This window comes from Gordonia otitidis (assembly GCF_020735545.1).
Classification (GTDB): domain Bacteria; phylum Actinomycetota; class Actinomycetes; order Mycobacteriales; family Mycobacteriaceae; genus Gordonia; species Gordonia otitidis.
Window position 1 is genome coordinate 3068090 of sequence record NZ_CP085974.1, and the last position, 23169, is coordinate 3091258.

The window sequence follows — 23169 nt, forward strand, 5'->3', positions numbered from 1 at the left end:
CTCGCAGTATTCGCACGGGCGTGGCTGCGTCAGAGCGGCTGTGGCTCAGGAGATCTCGCGTTCGACGACCTGCCAGGCCGGGTCGTCGAAGCCGATGTCGAAGGTGCACTCGGCTGGGCGTGGGTCGGGTACGAATGCCCACAGCAGTGCCCCGGCGACCCCGGCCGACCGATAGGTCTCGTACAGGGTGCCGAACTGCTTGGCCCGGGTGTCGAGAGGCAGACACGATCCGGCGTCGATGCCGACCTCGTTGACCACGAGGGGTTTGTCGAGGTGGCGCGCCTGCGCCAGCCGGGCCGGAAGATCGCTGCCGCCCGGCGCGACGGCACCGCCCGCGCTGTAGTCGTGATAGTCGAGAACGTCGAGACCTGGGGAGGCGGCGACGCGTGCGTACTCGCTTCCGGTCAGCCCGCATTGATCGCCGCCGACGAAGCCGGCGAATATCGGGTGACGGTCGTCGATCGCGCGAATCCGGGCGCCGACGTCGTCGAAGAATGCTCGCAGTACTGCCGCCCCGTTGGGCGGGCACGTCCGGGTCTGCCATGCGCATCCGGTCGGTCCGCAATTGCTCGCCTCGGGCTCTCCGACGGGTTCCCACCCGGCGAGCGTCGGTTCGTCATGCCAGCGCGCGACAGCGGTGCTCAGCCAGTCGGCGAAGGTCATCCCCGCCGCGATCTCGGTCTTCTGCCAACCGTTCTGGTACCACGAGCGCTCCTTGAACTTCTCGTCCTCGCAGGCGCCGGAACTGCCGGTCAGCACCGGCAGGATCATCTGGTTGTGCCGCTTGGCCGCGGCGAAGATGGCGTCGAGACGTGAGTAGTTGTTCTTGCCGACCTTGTCGACGAGAAACGCCGAGAACAGATTGAAACGCGTGAGGGCTCGCGGCGGGAGTTTGGCGAAGTACTCGTCGAGGTCGACCTGCGCCCCGCAGCCGGCGTTGAGTGCCCAGTCGGTGCCGAGTTGGTAACTGTTGAAACCCGCGGGGAACCAGGTGCGGCCGTCGAGCATGAGCCCGGTATCGGTGGTCGACACCCGACCGGAGAAGTCGTGGTTGGCCGACGGTACCGGTTCGGAATCCTCGGGCAGCGGTGTCGGGTCCGGCTGACTGCATGCCGAGGCAACGATGACCAGCGCGAACACCACCAAGAGTCGCAGCGCTCGCCGGAGGGTCACGGCTCGAACCCTACTCGCCGACTACGGTCGGGGGGATGAGAAGAATGCGCGCGAGGCGGGTCGGGACGATGTCGGCGATCGTGGCGTTCTTCCCGGTGGTGCTCGTGGGCTGCGGGGGCGGATCACCGTCGGACGCGATTGCCGGCGAGTCGAGTGTTGCCTCCGCCGCCTCGTCGAGTTCTGTGTCGCCGTCGAGTTCTGTGTTGCCTTCGAGTTCTGTTTCAGCGGGCGCGTCCGGCGCGGCACCGGTGCTCGACCCGGCGCATCCGCCGCCCTACATCGACCACGTCGGGTGGGTCGACACCGCGGTCGGACCGAGCCTGCAGATCTATCCGACGCCCAACGGACGGGCGAGCATCGCCGACGACGGTGCCGACGTCGCCTGGCGTGAGGTGCTCGCGCTGGCCCCCGACGCCGATAATCCGGGCATGAAGGCGCAGTTCGTGTGCCACTGGGATTTCGCGCGCGCCGTCGAGCCGAACAAACCGAGCTGGAACATCGAACCCCGACGTCCCGTCGTCGACGATTCGACGATGATCGCCACGCGCTGCAACCCGGGCGGCCCGGAGGAGTGACCGGGCGCGGCGGCCGCCCGGCTCAGTCGGCATGGTCGGGGCTAAGGCGGGGGAGCGCTCCGGGGCGGTGCAGAAACTAGGGGAAGGCTGCGGGGCGGTGCAGGAAAAGTCGGGGAAGGCTCCAGGGTGGTGCAGAAACTAGGGGAAAGGCTGCGGGGTGGTGCAGAAACTAGGGGAAAGGCTGCGGGGTGGTGCAGGAACTAGGGGAAGGCTCTGGGCCGATGCAGAAACTAGGGGAAACGATCTTTCCGCTAGTTCCGTCCCTTTCCGCGGGCTTTTTCGCGGGGAAGGGTCGGAAAGTAGGGGAAGGGCTTGGGCGGCGGCTCTTCCGCGGGTTTCAGCCCGCGAGCAACGTCGAAAACTAGGGGGAGGCTTGGGCTGAGGCTCCTCCGAGACTCTTCCGCGTGATTCCGGCGTGCGCGTGATCGGTCTGCGTGCGGTCTCGCCGACACCGAGGCCCGGTTGCTGGAGCTGAGGGACGAGCCTCCGGGGCGGTGCAGAAACTAGGGGAAACGATCCTTCCGCTAGTTCCGTCCCTTTCCGCGGGTTTTTTCGCGGGGAAGCGTCGGAAACCAGGGGAAGGACCAAGCCCGCAGCCCTTCCCCTACTTTCAGCCCGCGCGTCGTCGAAGACCGGGCGAGGGTGCAGAAGCTAGGGGAAACGATCCTTCCGCTAGTTCCGTCCCGTTCCGCGGGTTTGTTCGCGGGGAAGAGACGAAAACCAGGGGAAAGACCAAGCCCGCAACCCTTCCCCTACTTTCAGCCCGCGCGTCGTCGAAGACCGGGTGAGGGTGCAGAACTAGGGGAAACGATCCCTCCGCTAGTTCCGTCCCTTTCCGCGGGTTTTTTCGCGCGGAAGCGTCGAAAACCAGGGGAAGGACCAAGCCCGCAACCCTTCCCCTACTTTCAGCTAGCCAGCCAGCCCGACCGAACCGCCAGAAACCAGGGGAAGGAACCGAACCCGCGCTCTACGCAGACACCGCGTCGATGATGCGGCGCGTGGTGTGCTCGCGCCGCGCGCCGATCTGTCGGCAGATGACGTAGATGATGAACGAGATGGTGGTCACGAACACCGACACCGGCAGTTTGGGCGCCAACGACAGGATCAGTCCGCCGACGGCGGCGATCTCGGCGAAGATCACCGAAAGCACCATCATCAGTGTTGGATTGGCGGTCAACCGCGCGGCGGCGGCGCCCGGGGTGATCATCAGCGACATCACCAGCAGTGCGCCGATGATCTGCACGCCCTGCGCGCACGCGAGACCCATCAGGATCGCGAAGATCACCGACAACGCGCGCATCGGCACGCCGTTGGCCTCCGCCACCCGCGGATCCAGTGATGCGAAGAGCAGCGGGCGATAGATCAGCGCCAGCACCGCGAGGACGACGACGGTGGTGATCGCGATGGCGGTCAGACCCTGCACGCCGACGCTGACGACCTGACCGGTGAGCAAGGCGAACCCGGTGCCGATGCGTCCATACAGCGCGAGGAACAGCACACCGAGTCCCAGTCCGAACGCCAGCACCACGCCGATGACCGAATCACGTTCGCGCGCTTTGTTTCCCAGGTACCCGAACACTCCGGCGGCCACGACGGCGCCGATGATCCCGCCGACGTTGACACTGATACCCGCGAGCAGTGCCGCGGCGGCACCGGTCACCGACAACTCGCTGGCGCCGTGTACCGCGAACGACATCTGACGTACCACGATCAGCGGGGCGAGAACGCCTCCGAGCAGCCCGAGCAGGGCAAGTGCCAGCATGGCCTGCAGGACGAAGTCGTAGTGGAGCAGATCGGCGGTGACGGAGAAGTTCCAGAAATCACTCCAGCGCACATCTGCGGCAACCGCGGTCTGGCTCGTGGCGAGATCCGGGGCGACGGAACCGATTGTCATGTGGCCGGAAGTCCTTCGGGCGCTGTACAGTGGTGCGCATCCTCTTCGCCGCCGACGACGAGCAGCCTGCCGTTGACCCGTAGTACCTCGACGTCGCTGCCGTAGAGCTCCGACAGCGTCTCGGTGTTCATCACTTCCTCCGTCGTGCCGATGCGGAACCTACCTCCGACGAGATAGAGCACGCGGTCGACGTAGGGCAGCACCGGGTTGATCTCGTGGGTCACGAACACGACCGCGGTGTCCGCTTCCCGGCGGCGCTTGTCGATGAGTTCGACGACCCGCTCCTGATTCGCCGGATCGAGACTGGCCAGCGGTTCGTCGCAGAGCAGCAGCTCGGGATCGGTGGTCAGCGCCTGCGCCACGCGTAACCGCTGCTGTTCGCCACCGGAGAGCAGCCCGACCGGGGCGTCGGCGTATGCGGTTGCGTCGACCTCGGCGAGTGCGGCGTCGACCTTTGCCTTGCGCGCCCGTCGGCCGCGCAAACCCAGCCCCCACCGCGCGCCGTCGACGCCGAATCCGACGAGGTCCCGTCCGCGGATGGCCATCGAGTCGGCGTCGTCGGCGTGCTGCTGAGGGATGTAGCCGACGCGGTCGGTGACCGTGAGCGTGCCCTCGTTGAGTTCGTACTGATGGAGCAGGGTTCGCAGGAACGAGGTCTTTCCCGAGCCGTTGGGGCCGAGTACCGCAACGAACTCCCCGGGCATGATGTCGAGATCGAGGTCGTCCCAGAGCACTCGGTTGCCGAAGGCGAGCCGAGCATGCCGGAACGACGCGACGGGCGTGGCCTCGCGCTCGGCCGCCCCGCTGCGGGCTCGGCCGTTCACGCTGTCGCGGTGGGCCGACGGTGCGTCGTCGCTCACGCGGAGAGTGCCGACGCTAGTGCGGTGATCTGCTTCTGCTGCCAGTCGGTGTAGCTGTGCTGACCCTCGGGCAGGGTCTCGGTGAACTCCACAACAGGAACGTTGGCAGACTTCGCGATCGACAGCAACGCTTCGGTCACCGAGTCGACGGCCTGCGTGTTGTAGACGAACACCTTGACGGTCCGATCGCGGAGCAGGTCCTCCATCGCGGCGCGGTCGGCCGCAGAAGGTGACTGACCTTCTTCGACGGCCGCGGTGAAGCCCTCGGGCGCGACGTCGTCGAGGCCCGCCTCGGTCAGCAGGTACGCGGCGAGCGGTTCGGTCTGCGCGACCTTCGTCCCGTCGTGGGTCTTCTTGATCTCGGCGAGCGAGCCGCGCAGTCCGTCGATCTCCTGGTTGAACGCCTTGGCGTTGTCGCGATAGGTGGTCGCGTTTGCCTCGTCCTTCTTCGCCAGGTCGTCTGCGAGCTGGGTGGCCACCTGGCCGACGACGGGCAGGTTGTAGAAGACGTGCTCGTTGGTCTCGCCGTGTGCCTCGGGAACCGTGTTCTCGTGGTTGCTCGTCATGGTGTCGAACGCGTTGACGACCGCACCCTTGGCGTTCTGCGAGGCCTTCTCCATGTACTCGTCGTAGTGGCCGCCATTCATCAGCACGACGTCCGCGTCGACCACCTTCGCCGAGTCGGCCGCCGACGGCTCGAACTCATGCGGGTCGCCAGTCGGGTCGTTGAACAGCACGGTCACCGACGCCTTGTCACCCGCGACCGCCGAGGCGACAGCGCCCCACACATTCGTCGAGGTGACCACCGTCGGCCTGCCGTCCGAACTGCCCGAGTCGCTGCTCGAACATCCGGCAAGTGTGAGTACTCCGCCGACCGCAAGGGCTGTGGTCAGTGCCAGGACAGCTCGTTTCATCGTTCGCCTACCCGCTTCTGCTAATGACAATCGTTACCGAAAGAAGTGTAGGCGACGACGCGACCGAACGCGCTCCGGGGTCAGATCGGCGCGGTGACCAGCGTCGGAATGACGAAACGAGTCAACAGTTCGCGCTCGGCAGCGGCAGTCGGTTCCGGCGCGCTGAGTAGCGACACGATGACGCGTACCAGCCATGCGGCCCGCGCCTCGAGGTCGGCATCGGAAACGCCGGACGTGATGCGGCGTAGGAATCCGGTGCTCACGGATTCGATGGCGGGGGACAGCAGCGCGAGCTGACTCGACGTCGCCGCCATGTCGGCGGTGAACCATCCCGACAGAGCCGGATTCGCGCGTACCCCGTGCAGCACGGCCTGTGTCGCGGCGAGGAGTTGTTCGCCGGGTGCGGCCGAGCTTGCGATCGCGTCGTCGACGTCGCGTGCCAGCGCCCGCGTCTCGCGTTCGACGTAGGCGGCCATCAGATCGCGCTTCCCGGGAAAATGGCGGTACAGAGTTGCGCGAGAACACCCCGCGGCCTCGGCGATGTCGCGCATCGTGACGGCTCCGACGCCGTGCTCGACGAACAGGTCGCGTGCGGTGTCGAGGATGCGCGTCGACGCGATCCGTGCCCGGTCGTCGGCGAGCCAGTCGGTACCCGGGGCGCTCATCGCCGACGACCCGCGTAGAACGGCACGTACGTGGGGCGTCGCACGTAGTTGCCGGGCGCGTACGTGATGCCGTCGGAGTCGACGTCGAACTCCGGGTGTCGTGCAAGAAGCTCGGTCAGCGCGACTCGCGCCTGCATGCGTGCGGCCGCGGCGCCGAGACAGTGGTGGTGGCCATGACCGAACGTCAGGATGCGACGCGGTCGGCGCGTGACGTCGAGATCCTCGGCGTCCGGCCCGTACACCGTCTCGTCGCGATTGGCCGCGGCATAACAGAGCAGCACCTTTCGGCCCTGCGGGATGGTCACATCCCCGTCCGGGGTGTCGGTGTAGGTCACCGGGCGGGTGGTGGTGCGAGCGAGCCCCTGCACCGGCGAAGTCAGCCGCAGCAACTCGTCGACGGCGTCGGTGACCAGCGTCGGGTCGTCGACGAGTCGTCGGCGCTGGTCGGTGCGGGTGGCCAGAAGGTCGACGCTGCCGCCGAGCATTCCCGTCGTCGTGTCGTTGCCGCCGGTGATCATCGTGAACACAAACGCGAGGATCGACACCAGGCCCGCCGGGTCGTCGGCCACACCGGCGTCGACGAGTGCCGAAACGGTGTCGTCGCCGGGATGGGCGCGGCGGTGTTCGACGAGTTCGCCGAAGTAGCCGAGTAGCTCAGTCGTGGCCCCGGCCGCGTCAGCGGCGGCAAACAGGGCCGCGTCAGCGGCGGTTGATGCGGCCGCGTCAGCGGCTGTGCCGGTGGTCGTCGTGGATTCCGTCGCCGCATCTGCAGGCTCGGCGGGTCCCGTGATCGTGCCGACGATCGCTGAGGTCCAGCGGTCGAACCTGGTCCAGTCCTCGTCGGGAACACCGAGGTAGTGCGCGACGACCATGCTCGGCAGCGGCTTGAAGAGTTCGCCGACGATGTCGGCGGGGCCGTCGTCTGCCAGACGTTCGAGGCGCTCGACGACGAATTCACGCACACGCGGCTCGATCGCGGTCACCTGTCGGGGCGTGAACCCGCGCGCGACGAGCGACCGGAACGCGGTGTGCTGCGGGGGGTCCTGCATGACCAGAGGCGGATTGTCGGCGAGGCCGATCGCGTCGAGTTCGCCGTAGAGCACGGTCAGTCCGGCGGCCGAGGAGAAGGTCTCCGGGTCCGACGACGCGGCGAAGACGTCGGCGTGCCGGGTGAGGACCCAGTAGTCGCGATCGTCAGGGTGCTCGCCCGTGTCGGGAGCGTCGTCGACCACGTGATGCACCGGCGAGTCGCGTCGCAGCCGCGCATACATGTCGAACGGATCGCGCCACGACGCTCCGGAGCGGAGCTCGAATCCAGCCGTGCCACTGCGAGACATACTGGTGCTCATGTCTCGACAGTGAGTCATCTATTGCTATCTGTCAACGCCGAAGCCGCGACTCGACGACGATCCGTCTCCGAGTCGGCGGAACCGTACGCGCTCGAGCCGACCACGCGTCTACCTGCACCGTCCTGGTGTGCGGACGATCGGCGCCCGCGCCGCGTTCTCTACAGTGGAGAGATGAGCTTCAGGGGGCCGCGGCGTGTCGCGCTCGTCTCGGTACACACCTCACCGCTGGCCCAGCCCGGGACGGGCGACGCCGGCGGCATGAACGTGTACGTGTGGCAGACCGCCCAACGGCTCGCCCGACGCGGCGTCGAGGTGGAGATCTTCACCAGGGCGACGGCGTCGTCGGATGCCCCGATCGTGGAGGCCGCGCCCGGCGTGACCGTGCGCAACGTGGTGGCAGGACCGTTCGAGGGGCTCGACAAACGAGATCTGCCGACGCAGCTGTGCGCGTTCACGGCGAGCGTGCTGCGCGCGGAGGCGCAGCAGCGGCCCGGCTACTACGACCTCATCCACTCGCACTACTGGCTGTCGGGGCAGGTCGGATGGCTCGCCCGCGACCGGTGGGGGGTGCCGCTGGTGCACACCGCGCACACCCTTGCGGCGGTCAAGAACGCGGCACTGGCGGCGGGTGACACCGCCGAACCGATGCTGCGGGTGGTCGGGGAGCAGCAGGTCGTCGACGAGGCCGATCGGCTCGTCGCCAACACCGAGACCGAGGCGCACGAGTTGGTGTCGATGTATCACGCCGATCCCGCGCGCATCGACGTCGTGACGCCGGGAGCCGACCTCGACTGCTACACGCCCGGGTCGATGGCCGCGGCGCGCGCCGAACTCGGATTGCCGACCGACGCAACGTTGTTGACCTTCGTCGGACGTATCCAGCCGCTGAAGGCGCCCGACATCCTGCTGCGGGCGGCGGCCCCGCTGATCGAGCGGTCGCGCGACACGGCGCGGCCCGTGCGTGTGCTCATCGTCGGGGGTCCGTCCGGCTCGGGACTCGACACGCCCTCTGCGCTGATAGATCTCGCTGCGCAACTGGGCATCTCCGACGACGTGATCTTCCTTGCGCCACAGCCTTCCGCACGACTCGCTCAGGTGTATCGGGCGTCGGATATCGTTGCGGTGCCGAGTTATTCGGAGTCGTTCGGCTTGGTCGCCATCGAGGCGCAGGCGTGCGGGACGCCGGTGATCGCTGCCGACGTCGGCGGTCTGTCCGTCGCGGTCTCCGCCGGCCGCAGTGGGATTCTGGTGAACGGTCACGCGATCGGCGACTGGACGAACGCGATCGAGAAGATGATCGCCTCACCCGACGAACTGTCCGCGATGCGTCGACACGCTCGCGCGCACGCCGAGAACTTCTCGTGGGACCACACCGCAGATGCGCTACAGGAGAGCTACTCCCGAGCGATGGCCTCGTTCGCCGCCGCGCCGGGCGCGCGGGTGAGCCCCAGCGGCGCGGCGCGGCGCGCTTCGCGGCGGTGGCGTCGTCGTCATCGCACGAATGTCTGATCCGAGCAGGTAACCGACCCAGCGTCGTCAGGAGTGATAGCGGTGAGCCACATCGAGAATCTCGAACTGTTGGAGAAGTCGCTGACCGAGCGCGACATCCCATACAGCCGAAAGAGCTCCGGCGGAGCGAAATCCGAACACGTCGTCCTCGAACTGCCCGGCGAGAAAAAGCTCAAGACGACGGTGTTGCTGACCGCGGGCCCCTATGGTGTGCGCGTCGAGGCTTTCGTCTGCAGGCATGCCGACGAGAATCACGAGGCCGTGTATCGGTATCTGCTCAAACGCAATCGTCGTCTCTACGGAGTCGCGTACACCATCGACAACATCGGCGACATCTACCTTGTGGGGCGGATCTCGGTGGATGCGTTGACATCTGACGAGATCGACCGTGTGCTCGGGCAGGTCCTCGAAGCCGCGGACGGCGACTTCAACACGCTCCTCGAGCTCGGCTTCGCGACGTCGATCCGCCGTGAATGGGCGTGGCGCGTGTCGCGGGGCGAGTCGCTGCGTAACCTGCTCGCCTTCGAGCACCTCATCGACAAGGAGTCGCTGCCCGCACCGGGCGAGCCGCTGCCGGGCAGGTACGTGCCCGGGGAAACGAGTGACTCGGTCGGGAGTGCAACGGGCGGGTCGTCGGTCCTCGACGCCGCGCAGACCGCCCCGGACACGGGAGCGCAACTCGACGACTGAGTCGAGGGCCGGTGACGAGTGATCTTCGATGCGTGATCCGAGCCTCGGTGACGTGCGGTTTCTGAAACGTGATGCGTGGAACGCCGTCGGGCGACTCGCGTTTTCGCGCACTGCGCATATCCCGCGCGTCCCAGGTCACACCGTGGCAATGCGCGTTGGTACGATCGCATTTGACTGATTTACCAACGGAGGTGCCATGAGCGTCAAGAGTCCCTACCCCGACGTCGAGATCCCGAACGTCAGCGTCTACGAGTACCTGTTCGGCAGTATCGCCGACGACGATCTCGAGCGGGTTGCGCTCATCGACCCCAAGACCGACACGAAGACCACCTACCGTCAGCTGATCGGCCAGATCAACGCTGCCGCAGGAGCACTCGCAGCGCGCGGCATCGGAGTGGGTGACGTCGTCGGCATCCTCTCGCCGAACATCCCGGCGTTCGCCACGGTCTTCCACGGCGTGCTGCGGGCGGGCGCGACGGCCACCACGATCAACGCGCTGTTCACCGCACGCGAGATCGCCAAGCAGCTCAACGATTCCGGCGCCAAGATGCTCGTCACCATCTCGCCGATGGCGGCGCAGGCACTCGAGGCCGCCAAGGAGGTCGGGATCGCCGACGACGCCGTGATAATCCTCGACGGGGAGGGTGCCGACGCGTCGGGACATCCCAACGCTGCCGACCTGCTCGGACCCAACCTGCCGGCACCCGACGTGACCTTCGATCCCGCCACGCACGTCGCGGTCCTGCCCTACAGCTCCGGGACCACCGGGAATCCGAAGGGCGTCAAGCTTTCTCACACCAACCTCGTCGCCAACGTCGCGCAGATCGCCCCGCTGCAGGGCATGGCTCGCGACGACGTGATCGTCGCGGTACTCCCGTTCTTCCACATCTACGGCATGACCGTGCTCCTCAACGCCGCGCTGCGCGCACGCGCGAGCCTGGTCGTGATGGCGAAGTTCGACCTCGTCGAATTCCTGGAGAACATCCAGAACTACAAGGTCACCTACGCGTTCATCGCGCCCCCGGTTGCCGTCGCACTGGCGAAGCACCCCATCGTCGAGAACTACGATCTCTCATCGCTGCACACCATGCTGTCGGGAGCGGCACCGCTCGACGACGAGCTCGGCAAGGCAGTCGCCAAGCGGCTCAACCTGCACATGCTGCAGGGCTACGGCATGAGCGAACTCTCTCCGGTCAGCCACCTGATCCCATTCGATTCGAAGGCCGTCCTCGGCCTCGACGAGCCGCCCCTCTCCTCGGTCGGCTGGCCGATCCCGAACTCGGAGAACAAGATCGTCGATCCAGCCACCGGCGAGGAGGTCGCCGTGTCGGGCGACGGAATGTCGGAGCCGGGTGAGCTGTGGGTCCGCGGGCCCAACGTGATGCTCGGTTACCTCAACAACGAGCAGGCGACCACCGACACGATCGACGCCGACGGCTTCCTGCACACCGGTGACATGGCACAGGTCGACGCCGCCGGGGCGGTGTACATCGTCGACCGGCTCAAGGAACTCATCAAGTACAAGGGCTACCAGGTGCCGCCCGCCGAACTCGAGGCGCTGCTGCTCACCCACCCGCAGATCGCCGACACCGCCGTGGTCGGCGTGATCGACGAGGAGAGCGGCGAGGAGATCCCCAAGGCATTCGTCGTCAAGCAGGCCGACGCCGCGCTGACCGAGGACGAGGTCATGGAGTTCGTGGCCGCCAAGGTCGCACCCCACAAGAAGGTGCGCCGCGTCGAGTTCATCGACGCGATCCCGAAGTCGTCGTCGGGCAAGATCCTGCGCAAGGATCTGCGCAAGTAACGGTCGGATTCCGGCGGTAGGAACTACACAGTGTGAAAACTGCACAGACGCGGTCCGGTTCGGCGGACGCGGCCGGTACACCGGCCGCGTTCACCAACCGAGGCCGCGTGTGTGTCGAGAACCGCGTATGGCGATCCTCGTGGCGTTGCCGAGAGCTGGCCGTGGCTGTGTGGAAAACTGTTGTCCCATGAGCAACGGCACCCTGATCCTCATGCGGCACGGCGAGAGCGAATGGAACGCGTCCAACCAGTTCACCGGCTGGGTCGACGTCGCGCTCACCGACAAAGGCAGGTCGGAGGCGACGCGGGCGGGTGAGCTGCTCGTCGAACACGACGTGTTGCCGGACGTCCTCTACACCTCGCTGCTCCGTCGCGCGATCACGACCGCGAACATCGCGCTCGACGCCGCCGACCGGCTCTGGATTCCCGTAGTCCGCGACTGGCGCCTCAACGAGCGCCACTACGGCGCACTGCAGGGTCTGAACAAGGCCGACACCCTCGAGAAGTTCGGCGAGGAGCAGTTCATGCTCTGGCGCCGCTCCTACGACACCCCGCCGCCGCCGATCGATCCGGAGTCGGAGTACAGCCAGACGCACGATCCCCGGTACGCCGACCTCGACGAGGTTCCGCTGACCGAGTGCCTCAAGGATGTGGTCGAGCGACTCATCCCGTACTTCGAGTCAGACATCGCCGCCGACCTCAAGGCCGGCAAGACCGTGCTGATCGCCGCACACGGCAACTCACTGCGTGCGCTGGTCAAGTACCTCGACGGAATCTCAGACGCCGATATCGCCGGACTCAACATCCCGACCGGCAACCCGCTGCGCTATGACCTCGACGACGACCTCAAGCCCCTCAACCCCGGTGGCACCTATCTCGACCCCGAGGCCGCGGCGGCGGGCGCCGCAGCTGTCGCAGCTCAGGGCAAGAAGTAGGACGTATCGCGAGCGAGGGCAGCAGATCCCGCTGTCCGGGCATCGAGGCAATCGCATCGAGACAATCGTTACGCCCCACCGTCCGTAACCCAATCGTCACGGACGTAATGGTGTGACGGCGGTTACATTGGGTGCATGGCCGACTCTGGAACCCTCCGCATAGTCCACTCGGCACCGCAGGAACGGTACGAGGCGATTCTCACCGATCCCGAGTCCGATCCGCGCGACACCGAGTCCAACGAGCACCTCGTGGGTTACCTCGACTACGTCTCCGAGCCGTATCAGGTGATCCTCACCCACACCGTGATCCTCGACGCCTACTCCGGCAGGGGCTACGCCGCACAACTGGTCCACGCCGTCCTCGATGACATCCGGTCCCAGGGCAAGCAGGTGGTGCCGGTCTGCTCGTACGTGCGCCACTACATCGACAAGCACCCCGAATACGCCGATATGGTGGCGTCCGTCACGTCGTGAGGATCGTCGGACGCACGTCTCCCGCTCTCGGGTCGACGCCGGTGGAACTGTGTGTGAACACCGGTCGAACACTCCAGCGCTGAGTGTTCCCGCAGTTTGGTGAGCCGTAAGCTGACGTTGTGACCGGTGTATTCGTGGGCGGCGTGACAGTTGCCGTCGCCCTCGTGGCCGCAGTCGTCGTCGGCTTCGTGCTCGGTCGTTTCTGGCGTCGCGATGCCGCACCGCGCGGAGCGGTCAACCATCCCGACGACGCGGCGCAGCCCGCCCAGGCCCACGCCGTGGTCCCCGACATCGCCGCCGACCAGCCCACGTACACGCTGACCCTCGCCGATCGGCCCAGGGTGGTTCCCGAGAACGCCGAATTACGCGACAGCGACGTCAACGGCACCACCGAGGACGGTCGGATGACGACCGCGGGCCTGCTCGGGCTGATCGTGCGCAACTCCGACACCGCGGTGGCCGTCGTCGACCAGTTCCGCGACGTCGTGCTCTACAACCACCGGGCCCTCGAACTGGCTCTGGTACGCGACCGACTGCTCGACGACTCTGTCTGGGAAGCCGCCAAAGAGGTCCTCGACACCGAGGTCGAGCGGCGGTTCGATTTCGAACCTCCCGCGTCGGCATTGGGCTTCCTGTCGACCGGACGCACCCGCAGCAAGACCGTCGAGTCGGTCAGCTGTATCGCGCGGCTGGTCCGTCAGGGCGATGAGCGTTACGCCGTTGTGTACGGCGTCGACGACACCGAACATCTGCGCGTAGAAGCGACTCGTCGGGACTTCGTCGCCAATGTTTCGCACGAACTCAAGACTCCGGTCGGCGCGATCAGCCTGCTGGCCGAAGCCCTGCTGGAGTCCTCCGACGACTCCGACTCGGTGCAGCACTTCGGCACCCGTGTCGTCGCCGAGGCCACCCGGATGGGCAACATGGTCACCGAACTGCTCGCATTGTCGCGGCTACAGGAGGGCGAGACGGCCGACTTCTCGCTGGTCGACGTCGACTCGCTGATCGACGAAGCCATCGAGTCCGCTTCGGTTGCCGCCGAGGCGGCGTCGATCTCGCTGCGTGCCGACGCCGCCGCCGGACTGACGGTGCGTGGCGACAGGATGCTGCTGCTGACGGCGCTGAACAATCTGATCGTGAACGCGATCTCGTATTCACCGCCGCACACCACCGTCTCGGTGAGTCGACGAGTGACCCGTCATGACGGCCGCCCCATGGTCGCGATCGCCGTGACCGACCGTGGGATCGGGATCGCACCCGCTGACCAGCAACGAGTCTTCGAACGCTTCTTCCGCGTCGACAAAGCCCGCTCACGCAGTACCGGTGGCACCGGACTCGGGCTGGCCATCGTCAAACATGTCGCCGCCAACCACGGCGGGCTGATCTCCCTGTGGAGCAAGCCGGGCACCGGTTCGACGTTCACCCTGTGCATCCCACAGGACATGAGCGCCGAGATCGACTGGGCAGAACCCGACATCGAGATCTCTGAGTTTGCGGCCCCCGCCGCTGTCCAGGACGAGGCACTTCCGCCTGCGTCAACCGCACGACCGAAGGAAACCGACAGGTGACTCACGTTCTGATCGTCGAGGACGAGGAATCGCTAGCCGATCCGCTGGCATTCCTGTTGCGCAAGGAGGGATTCGAGGCCACAGTCGTCAACGACGGCTCGGCGGCGCTCGGTACCTTCGACCGCGTCAGCCCCGACATCGTCCTGCTCGATCTGATGCTGCCGGGCATGTCCGGCACAGAGATCTGCAAGTCGCTGCGCACACGGTCCAGTGTGCCGGTGATCATGGTGACCGCACGTGACAGCGAGATCGACAAGGTCGTCGGACTCGAACTCGGTGCCGACGATTACGTCACCAAGCCGTACTCGGCGCGCGAGCTGATCGCCCGCATCCGTGCGGTACTGCGTCGCGGTGGTGACGCAGCCGACGACGACCTCGCCATCGGCGTCCTCGAGGCCGGACCTGTCCGGATGGACGTCGAGCGGCACATCGTCGCCGTCAACGGACAACAGATCACGTTGCCGCTCAAGGAGTTCGACCTCCTCGAGTACCTGTTGCGCAACTCGGGTCGGGTGCTCACCCGCGGTCAGCTCATCGATCGGGTGTGGGGCGCCGACTACGTCGGCGACACCAAGACCCTCGATGTGCACGTCAAGCGTCTGCGGTCGAAGATCGAGCCGGATCCGGCCAACCCGAAGCACCTCGTGACGGTCCGCGGACTCGGATACAAGCTCGAGCCCTGACCCGCAACGACTCGACGACCGACGCTGCTCAGCCGAGTTCGAACCGGTTGCCACCATGAATCTTGGCTGCATACATCGCGCGATCGGCGTCGGCTATGACAGTGGTGATGCGTCCGTCGTCGTCGTTGTCTCCGCTGGCGATTCCGACGCTCGCCGTCACCGCACCGCCGCTCGCCTCGACGACGGCGCGCACGAGTCGTTCGCCGAAGGCTGCGAACCGGTCGGCGTCGGGTAACTCGGTGTCGTACTGGGTGGCGAGCACGAACTCGTCGCCACCGAAGCGCGTGATGATCGTGTGACTCTCCGCGGCGAGTCGTACCGCCGACGCGACGTCCACCAGCACCCGATCTCCATGTACGTGGCCATGGATGTCGTTGACGACCTTGAAGTTGTCGAGGTCGACGACCGCGACGATCCATCGTGAACGGCGGTGCGGCGCAGGCGTCGTCACGCCTCGAGACGACGCCGCGGCGACGGCCCGGTAGAAACCCCGGCGATTGAGAAGGCCGGTCAGTGAGTCGGTCAACGAGTCGACGGCGCTCCTGCGGACGATGCTGAATCCGATGTGGAGGATGGGCAGCGCCACCACGACGGCCATGACGACAATGGCCGCCTCCGCGGTGGCGATCGGGAGCCACTGCGTTCCCTGCACGACGCAGCACGTGACGACAGCGGCCACGACGACCACCGCGGTGAAGACGATGTGGCAGAGATTGGCTACGGCGCCGTGGAACAGCGTCAGGTAGATGCTCGTCGCCACGAACAGTGATGCCGAGGCGATGCCGAGCAGCATGTTCTGGTGAGCGAAGACCGTGACGGTGATCACGACGTCGGCGACGGCACACAACATCAGGGATTCGGAGCGCGTCGGCCAGGGGAGCAGGAGCCAGCGCACCGTCCATCCAAGACAGACGACGACCACCACGATCATCGCAGTCGTGCCGACACCGGGCCACAGCACACCGTCGGGCCCGAGTAGGGACAGCGCGGCTATCACGCCGTTGAGCACGCCGCCGCCCGCGACGACGATCTTGGTGAAGCCGATCAGGTTGAGGTACCCGAAGAAGTCGAGCACCCAACGGTCATCGGATTGCCTCAGCCACTGGCGGGCAGCATCCCGCACGCCGCGCCCCCCATCGATCTCCATGGGCACATTGTGCAATGGTTTCGGTGGACCGAGCACTACCCCGCGCGGCCGGTGCGGGCCTCTGATGTGCGGCTACCGGTTACCCCGGGCGCCGTCATGCGCCCGGGCCCTGACCCGACCTGCTCGCCGCGCTCATCACGCGATCTCCGCCCGATCGCTTCGCCTTGTACATTGCCCGATCTGCCTCGGTGATCAGTTCGAACACCCCGCGCCGACCGTCGTCGTCGCCGGCGACGCCGACGCTGACCGACACGGTGGGGTCGGTCAGCGCACCGATCGTCTCGCGGATGCGTTCGGCGACGATGCGCCCCACAAGCGGGGGTTCTCGTGTCGCCAACACGAACTCGTCACCGCCGAATCTCGCGGCCAGTACCGTGGCGTCCCGGTCGACCGTCCGCGTCATCGCCTCCGCGACGGCGACGAGGACGTCGTCGCCGCGAGCGTGACCGTACGTGTCGTTGACGGATTTGAAGTCGTCGAGGTCGATCAGCAGGACCGTCCACGGCGATTGGGGCGGCGAATCGTCGAACTCTGTTCTGGCGACCTCACGCTTCAGTCCACGTCGATTCAGCAGGCCGGTGAGGGTGTCGAACGTGGATTCGTCTGCGCTGGAACGGAATATGCGGTAGCCGACCTGGATGAACGGCAGTACCAGTGCCGTCGACAAAAGGCCGATGAATGCCTTGCTCGCCGCGAGAGGCAGCCACTGCGTGCCCTGGACGTAGCCGCATGCGATGAGTGCGGCAGCGGCCACGAGAAACGCGAACAGGACGTGGCAGAGGTTGGCCCGCACGCTGTGGAAGAACGAGAGGTAAGCACCGGTGACTGCGAAGAGCGGAGTGGCGGCGATGCCCAGTACGAGGTCGCGGTGGATGAAGCACGCTGCCGCGATCCCGATATCGGCTCCGCTCATCATGACCAACGACTGCGTTCTCGACGGCCAGCGCCACAGCAGCCAGCGCGCAGCCCAGCACAGCGCCACCACCGACATCGCGAGCATGACGCTCCTGCCGTGCGGCCACAGCACACCTGGCGGTGCGAACGCTGCAAGAAGCGCGGTGAGACTGATCGCGAGCCCGCCGACCGCGATCGCGCACCTGACCCAGATGAGAAATCCCCTGGACTCGAGGTAGGACAGCAGCCACGAGTAGTCCGCACGGCTCAGCAACTGGCGAAGAAAGGAAGACACTGTGACCCGCACGGTCTTCTATTCACACCCGGCGCGCGTTCTGTTACTCGCCGACGCGGGCTCGGTCAGCCCAGCTCCTCGTATTTGATGTCGGTCTCGCGGCGGGTCGTCGCGGCTGCGGTGGCGGGATGTATGGCGACGATGCCCAGGCCGTTGCGACGTCGGCACGCTCGCGCGAGTTCGTCGTAGGCGGGTTTGCCGAGCAGTTCTGTCAGTTCCGGGGCGTAGGACTCGAAGACCTGCGTCGCGCCGACGTGAGCGTCGGGTGAACCGGAGCAGTACCACTTGAGGTCGTGTCCGCCCTCGCCCCAGCCGCGTCGATCGAACTCCGTGATCGTCGTCTTGAGTACCTGGGTACCGTCGGGACGCTCCACCCAATCCTGCTCTCGACGAATCGGAAGTTGCCAGCACACATCGGGTTTCACGCTCCACGGCTCGATGCCCTTGCGCAACGCCATCGCGTGCAGCGCGCACCCCGGGCCGCGGTCGAAGCCGGGACGATTGAGGAAGATGCACGCGCCCTTGTGGATTCGCGTCTTGAGCGCGGGTTCGTCGTCGAGGTCGCCCTCCTCGAGGTAGCCCTTCTTGCCGAGGGCATCCTTGCCGGAACCTTTCTCGTGGAACTGCCAGTCGTCAGGGGTGAGCATCGCGACGCTCTTCGCGAGGTGTTTCCGGTCGTCCTTGTCGGTGAGATAGGCCCCGTGACTGCAGCAGCCGTCGTCGGGCCGGCCGTCGATGATCCCCTGGCACGCCGGTGTGCCGAAGACACACGTCCAGCGTGACAACAGCCAGGTCAGGTCGGCATTGATGAGATGTTCGGGGTCCGCGGGATCGAAGAACTCGTACCACTCGCGCGCGAAGTCGAGCGGTACCTCCGGGGCCGGGGCGATCTGTGCGGAACGGGTGGGACTGTGCACGCCGTTCACGGTAACCGCATCGACGGTGCGCCGTCCGACTGCACTCGTGTGTTCCGTCACCCCCGCAACGTGGCGAATCGTCGACGCACTACCGTGTATCCGTGCGTTTAGGAGTGCTCGACGTGGGCAGCAACACTGTCCACCTGCTCGTCGTCGATGCCCATCGTGGCGGACATCCGACTCCGATGAGCTCCACGAAGTCGGTGCTGCGCCTCGCGGAGCAGATCGACGGCAAGGGCAGGCTCACCGAGCGCGGTGCCCGGTCGCTCGTCGACGCGGTAGACGAATTCACTCACATCGCCGCGACGTCCGGCTGCGAACAGACCATGGCGTTCGCGACGTCGGCGGTGCGCGACGCCACCAACTCCGATGAGGTGCTCGACCGTGTCGCCGCGAAGACCGGTGTGCGGGTGACGGTGCTCAGTGGACGCGACGAGGCGCGACTGACCTCGCTGGCCGTGCGCCGGTGGTACGGCTGGAGCGCCGGTCGCATCCTCGCACTCGACATCGGCGGCGGATCACTGGAGATCTCCAACGGCGTCGACGAGGAACCCGACGTCGCGCTGAGCCTTCCGCTGGGCGCGGGCAGGCTGACCCGCGAATGGCTTCCCGACGATCCGCCGGACCGACGACGCATCGGCGTGCTGCGCGATTGGCTCGACGCGGAGCTCAGGGATCCCGCTCGCGAATTGCGCGCGGCCGGCAAACCCGACCTCGCGGTCGCGACGTCGAAGACGTTCCGAAGTCTCGCGCGACTGACCGGCGCCGCACCGTCGGGTGCAGGGTTGCGCGTGAAGCGCCAGCTCACCGCCAGCGGCCTGCGGCAGTTGATCTCCTTCATCTCCCGGATGACCCGCGAAGACCGTGCCGAACTCGAGGGTGTCAGCGCCGACCGAGCCGGTCAGCTCGTCGCGGGCGCGCTGGTCGCGGAGGCGGCGATGCGCGCACTGTCGGTCGATACACTGGAGATCTGTCCGTGGGCGTTGCGTGAGGGTGTGATCCTGCGTCGTCTCGACACCGAGTTCCTCGACACGGAGTTCACGGACACCCGAGAACAGACAGAGACTGCAGAGTCGGCGGGTTCGGTACCAGCCGCGACCAACAGCTCCCGCTAGGCGCTCAGGACGCGCGCCGGAGCTGCCTGCACGGACGGACGGCGCGGTTGACACGGCTGCGGCGAAGCGGTCGTCACGACGACGGCGAGGACGGAGAGCGAATTTCGATGGCCAAGCAACCGGGGTCACCCTCTGGCGGATCAGGCGATTCGGCGGCGGAATCGCGCCCGATCTCCGTGTCCGAACTCCTCGCGCGTCGCGACGCCGCCATTGCCGACGAGGAGCGTGAGAAGCGCGCCGAGGGACGTGGCAGACGGCGCGCGGGTCGCGACGGCTCGGTGTCGGTGTCGGAACTGACCGGAGAGATCCCGCGCATCACCGACGCCCCGACGTCGCCGACCACGTCCGACGCCGCGGAGCATTTCCCCCGATCGTCGAGCCCGGTCCCGCGCCGAGCCTCCGACAGCCGGCCGCTGCAGGATTCGGCCGACCCCGCGGGGTCGACCACGGGATTCGACAGATCGGTCTACGACGCCCCACCCCAGACTCGCGACTTCAACGCCGCCGCCGTCGCCGAGCGGGTCTCGCGCACCGAGCCCACGTCCGGCGTCCGCACCTCGCCTCCGGCCCCGCGGACTCCCGACACCGCCGACGACGAGCACGCCAATGCCGTCACCGGGATCATCCCGATCGTCGGCGGCGACGACGTGCACGGCGGTGACCTAGAGGGCGGTGACTTGCAGGGTGGGGACCCGCGCGACGAGGACGTGCAGTTGGTCGAGGCCGACGACCTCGTCGGTGTCGAACTCGACGCGCCGCCCGCCAGGCCGGGACGGTTCGCCGACGTCATCGACGACGATTTCGACGCCTACCGTTCGTTCTCGGAATACGACGATGACGACACCGACGCGAAGCGTCGCAAGCGCTCCACCGCGCGGGACGCCCGCGGCGGTGACAAGCCGAAGAAGAAGCGCGGATGGTTCGCGCGCAAGGCCGCCAAGCGCAAGGCTGCCAAGCGCGAGGCTGACACCACCGAGGCTGTCACGACCGGGACCGGCACCACCGAGAACAGGTTCGACGAGCCCCGCAGCGATCTCGGTTCCGACTCGCGTGTCGGCAACGTCGAGACCCCCGGCGCCCAGACCCCCGTTCCCCAGACCCCCGGCGACCGGAAGTCCGACAACCAGGTCCACACGGCCGTCGCGCGGACCCCGGCTGCCGGCGTCGCCGACAGCGGAGACGCCGCCCCGCTCGCCGACGATCGGCACGACGAACCCGGAGAGGACCGGCGCGCTGCAGAGTTGGTGGAGGAGACGACGGCGATGGAGATCGTCGAGGACACGCTCGACATGACACCCGCCGCGGATCGGATCGGCGAGACCGCCCCGCACTCGTACGCCTACTCGGCGTTCGACCCCCATCCCGACAGAGACGACACCGCAGCCGAAGACACCGCAGCCGACGACACCGCAGCCGGCGACACAGCGGCAGGCACCGACGCCGAAGACTCGGCAGCGACAGTCGACGCCACCGCGCACGAGAACGCCGAGACGTCCACGCCGGCGGCCGGGGCGTCAGCGGACACAGGATCCGCCGACGCGCCCGCCAGCACGCGGGAAGCGGACAGGGGAGCAACAGAGAAGGCAGCACCAGCAGACTCCGCGGCTGCGAAGACCGGCTCCGCCGAGCGATCGCCCGCGAAGGCATGGCTCCTGGTCATCGGCGAGGCGATTCTCGGGCTCGCGGTCGGTGTCGGATTGTTCTGGGGATTCACGGAACTCTGGCGCTGGAACGTCTACTTCGCTCTGGTGTTGGCGGTTCTGGTGATCTTCGGCATCGTCTCGTTCACGCATGCCGTCCGGCATTCGCGTGATCTGTTCACCACTTTGCTCGCGCTCGGTGTGGGGCTGATCGTAACCATCGGTCCGTTGGTGTTGCTCGCGACGTGAGCACCTGATGATCAACCCCATGGCCGACATCCCGATCGGGCTGTCGACGGCTTCGGTCTATCCGCAGAACACCGAGGCGGCGTTCGCGTACGCGGCCGAGTTGGGTTTCGACGGTGTCGAACTGATGGTGTGGGGTGAGGCGGTCAGTCAGGACATCGCCCACGTCGAATACCTCTCGGAGCGGTACCAGGTGCCGGTGCTGTCCATCCATGCGCCGTGCCTGCTCATCTCGCAGCGGGTGTGGGGCCGCGATCCGCAGGCCAAACTGGCACGCGCCGTCGCGGCTGCCGAGGACCTCGGAGCGCCGACCGTCGTCGTGCATCCGCCTTTCCGATGGCAACGCGCCTACACCGCTGCCTTCGACGACCTCGTCGCAGAACTGGAGGAGAACACCGGCGTCGCCGTCGCGGTGGAGAACATGTTCCCGATGCGCGCCGACCGACTCTTCGGCGCGGGCAAGCGGTCCGCGCAGCGACTGAACGCACGCGGGGGAGGACCTGGACGCGCGGCATCGGCGTTCGGCAAGTCGACGGATCCCACCGACGACGGGTACGCGCACTACACCCTCGATCTCTCACACACGGCGACCGCAGGCGTCGACGCCGTCGCGCTGTTCGAGCGCATGGGCTCACGGCTCACACACCTCCATCTCGCCGACGGCAGCGGCGCGGCGACCGACGAGCACCTGATTCCCGGCGACGGCTCGCAACCGTGCGTCGAGGTGTGCCGCCGTCTCGCCGCGAGTGACTTCGCGGGCGGCGTCATCCTCGAGGTCAGCACGGGGTCGGCCCGCACCAAACCCGAACGCGCCGCACTCCTGTCCCGAGCTCTCGACTTCGCTCGCACCAATCTGCGCCGAGAGGTCGCCCCGACCTCACCCACTGCCGGCCGCACCCCGACGAATCCGCCACCAGAGCCCGACCTCGCGAACCCGGAGACCGACACCGAATGAGCGACAAGATCGCCGAACTGCTGACCTTGCACCCCTCGGACGGTCCCGGCGACGTCAACTACCGCGCTGTCATCGACCCGGCATTCACGATCGGCCCGAAGGTGCACGGTGGTTCGATGCAGATGCTCGTCGCGCGCGCAGCACTGACCGCATACGACGACCTCGTCGACGCCGACGAGTCCCGGCCCTCGGCGAGCGACCTCGTACCCGTCGCCATCGCCAGCGACTACCTCGCAGCACCCGATCCCGCCGGCGTCGACCTCGCGGTGACGCTGCGCAAACGCGGGCGCACCGTCACGCTGCTGACCGTCGACCTCAGTCAGAACGGACGACTGATGGTGTCGTCGTCGGTGACGCTCGCACGTCCCGACAGTGGCACGCCGCATCACTCGTCTCCGTCGGTCCTCGACGACCTGCCGCCCGAACCGACGTCGGACGGAATCGACATCGACGGGTCGCCGATCGCCGAGGTCATGCATCTCGGTTCGGCCCTCGACGTCGTGCTCGACCCCACCAGCTTTCCCGTCGCCCGTGGAGAGACCGGAGAGCCGGTGGTCCGCGGGTGGACACGACCGAAGAACACCGAGCCCGACGTCGAGTTCGCGGTGCTCGTCTGCGACATCTCACCACCGGTGGTGATGAACCTCGCGCTCTTCGGCTGGGCGCCGACTGTCCAGCTCACCACCTACGTGCGGCGACGTCCCGCGGCGGGATGGCTGCGGTTCGCCGCGTCGAGCACCGAGGTGGGACCCGGGATGTTCGAGGAGGACCATCTCGTGGTGGACTCGACAGGCACCGTGGTCGCGCAGTCACGTCAGCTTGCACTGATACCGCAGCGACAGGACTGAACCGACCCCCGGGTTGACCA

Annotated in this window: 21 protein-coding genes; 12 read left to right on the forward strand and 9 right to left on the reverse strand. The window is 67.0% G+C overall.

Annotated elements, in window-relative coordinates:
• Positions 1-45: 45 nt before the first annotated feature.
• The gene (locus LK459_RS14070; RefSeq protein WP_007239770.1) at positions 46-1173 is read right to left on the reverse strand and encodes a hypothetical protein; all 1128 of its coding nucleotides are present in this window, start codon (positions 1171-1173) and stop codon (positions 46-48) included.
• Positions 1174-1208: 35 nt separating this feature from the next.
• Here LK459_RS14070 and LK459_RS14075 point away from each other — a divergent pair, with 35 nt between their 5' ends.
• Positions 1209-1748 (forward strand): DUF2599 domain-containing protein, encoded by a 540-nt coding sequence (locus LK459_RS14075; RefSeq protein WP_227919019.1) that lies wholly within the window; start codon positions 1209-1211, stop codon positions 1746-1748.
• A gap of 967 nt (positions 1749-2715) precedes the next feature.
• On the opposite strand, the gene LK459_RS14080 is transcribed toward LK459_RS14075, so the two are convergent.
• The 5 genes from LK459_RS14080 to LK459_RS14100 all read right to left on the reverse strand — a co-directional run bounded on the left by LK459_RS14080 (position 2716) and on the right by LK459_RS14100 (position 7418).
• Positions 2716-3642: a metal ABC transporter permease gene (locus LK459_RS14080; RefSeq protein ID WP_227919020.1), complete on the reverse strand. Its 927-nt coding sequence runs from the start codon at positions 3640-3642 to the stop codon at positions 2716-2718.
• Positions 3639-4466 (reverse strand): metal ABC transporter ATP-binding protein, encoded by an 828-nt coding sequence (locus LK459_RS14085; RefSeq protein WP_051997996.1) that lies wholly within the window; start codon positions 4464-4466, stop codon positions 3639-3641. The genes LK459_RS14080 and LK459_RS14085 overlap by 4 nt, the downstream gene beginning before the upstream one ends.
• Positions 4467-4498: 32 nt before the next feature.
• Positions 4499-5416 (reverse strand): metal ABC transporter solute-binding protein, Zn/Mn family, encoded by a 918-nt coding sequence (locus LK459_RS14090; protein WP_227919021.1) that lies wholly within the window; start codon positions 5414-5416, stop codon positions 4499-4501.
• A gap of 80 nt (positions 5417-5496) precedes the next feature.
• Positions 5497-6081: a TetR/AcrR family transcriptional regulator gene (locus tag LK459_RS14095; RefSeq protein ID WP_227919022.1), complete on the reverse strand. Its 585-nt coding sequence runs from the start codon at positions 6079-6081 to the stop codon at positions 5497-5499.
• On the reverse strand, positions 6078-7418 hold the full coding sequence (locus LK459_RS14100; RefSeq protein WP_407648799.1) for a cytochrome P450: 1341 nt from the start codon (positions 7416-7418) through the stop codon (positions 6078-6080). The genes LK459_RS14095 and LK459_RS14100 overlap by 4 nt, the downstream gene beginning before the upstream one ends.
• A 183-nt stretch (positions 7419-7601) precedes the next feature.
• Here LK459_RS14100 and mshA point away from each other — a divergent pair, with 183 nt between their 5' ends.
• From mshA to LK459_RS14135, 7 genes are all read left to right on the forward strand, one after another.
• Positions 7602-8939: a D-inositol-3-phosphate glycosyltransferase gene (gene mshA / locus LK459_RS14105; RefSeq protein WP_007239763.1), complete on the forward strand. Its 1338-nt coding sequence runs from the start codon at positions 7602-7604 to the stop codon at positions 8937-8939.
• A 42-nt stretch (positions 8940-8981) separates the two neighbouring features.
• Entirely contained in the window at positions 8982-9629 is a 648-nt protein-coding gene (locus LK459_RS14110) for a type III secretion system chaperone family protein (RefSeq protein ID WP_227919026.1), read from the forward strand.
• Positions 9630-9825: 196 nt separating this feature from the next.
• Positions 9826-11433, forward strand: a complete 1608-nt coding sequence (locus LK459_RS14115) for an AMP-binding protein (RefSeq protein ID WP_227919027.1) — start codon at positions 9826-9828, stop codon at positions 11431-11433.
• A gap of 187 nt (positions 11434-11620) precedes the next feature.
• Complete coding sequence (locus LK459_RS14120) at positions 11621-12367, forward strand: phosphoglyceromutase (RefSeq protein WP_227919028.1); 747 nt, start codon at positions 11621-11623, stop codon at positions 12365-12367.
• Positions 12368-12502: 135 nt separating this feature from the next.
• Positions 12503-12841, forward strand: a complete 339-nt coding sequence (locus LK459_RS14125; protein ID WP_007239759.1) for a GNAT family N-acetyltransferase — start codon at positions 12503-12505, stop codon at positions 12839-12841.
• A 119-nt stretch (positions 12842-12960) separates the two neighbouring features.
• Positions 12961-14409: a sensor histidine kinase gene (locus LK459_RS14130; protein ID WP_227919030.1), complete on the forward strand. Its 1449-nt coding sequence runs from the start codon at positions 12961-12963 to the stop codon at positions 14407-14409.
• Positions 14406-15092 carry a response regulator transcription factor gene (locus LK459_RS14135; protein WP_007239757.1) on the forward strand — a complete coding sequence of 229 codons (687 nt, stop codon included), beginning with the start codon at positions 14406-14408 and terminating at the stop codon, positions 15090-15092. Before LK459_RS14130 ends, LK459_RS14135 begins: the two co-directional genes overlap by 4 nt.
• A 28-nt stretch (positions 15093-15120) precedes the next feature.
• Here the strand turns inward: LK459_RS14135 and LK459_RS14140 are convergent, their stop codons facing one another.
• The 3 genes from LK459_RS14140 to LK459_RS14150 all read right to left on the reverse strand — a co-directional run bounded on the left by LK459_RS14140 (position 15121) and on the right by LK459_RS14150 (position 18318).
• Positions 15121-16239 carry a GGDEF domain-containing protein gene (locus LK459_RS14140; RefSeq protein ID WP_227919032.1) on the reverse strand — a complete coding sequence of 373 codons (1119 nt, stop codon included), beginning with the start codon at positions 16237-16239 and terminating at the stop codon, positions 15121-15123.
• A 94-nt stretch (positions 16240-16333) separates the two neighbouring features.
• Positions 16334-17428, reverse strand: a complete 1095-nt coding sequence (locus tag LK459_RS14145; protein ID WP_227919034.1) for a GGDEF domain-containing protein — start codon at positions 17426-17428, stop codon at positions 16334-16336.
• A 65-nt stretch (positions 17429-17493) separates the two neighbouring features.
• On the reverse strand, positions 17494-18318 hold the full coding sequence (locus LK459_RS14150; protein WP_227923753.1) for a hypothetical protein: 825 nt from the start codon (positions 18316-18318) through the stop codon (positions 17494-17496).
• A 128-nt stretch (positions 18319-18446) separates the two neighbouring features.
• On the opposite strand from LK459_RS14150, the gene LK459_RS14155 reads away from it, so the two are divergent.
• The 4 genes from LK459_RS14155 (at position 18447) to LK459_RS14170 (ending at position 23149) form a co-directional block, all read left to right on the forward strand.
• A complete protein-coding gene (locus LK459_RS14155) occupies positions 18447-19460 on the forward strand; it encodes a Ppx/GppA phosphatase family protein (RefSeq protein WP_227919036.1) in 1014 nt (337 codons plus the stop codon).
• A 107-nt stretch (positions 19461-19567) separates the two neighbouring features.
• Positions 19568-21349, forward strand: a complete 1782-nt coding sequence (locus LK459_RS14160; RefSeq protein WP_227919038.1) for a hypothetical protein — start codon at positions 19568-19570, stop codon at positions 21347-21349.
• A gap of 7 nt (positions 21350-21356) precedes the next feature.
• A complete protein-coding gene (locus tag LK459_RS14165) occupies positions 21357-22301 on the forward strand; it encodes a sugar phosphate isomerase/epimerase family protein (RefSeq protein WP_227919039.1) in 945 nt (314 codons plus the stop codon).
• The gene (locus tag LK459_RS14170) at positions 22298-23149 is read left to right on the forward strand and encodes a thioesterase family protein (protein ID WP_227919041.1); all 852 of its coding nucleotides are present in this window, start codon (positions 22298-22300) and stop codon (positions 23147-23149) included. Before LK459_RS14165 ends, LK459_RS14170 begins: the two co-directional genes overlap by 4 nt.
• Positions 23150-23169: the final 20 nt, after the last annotated feature.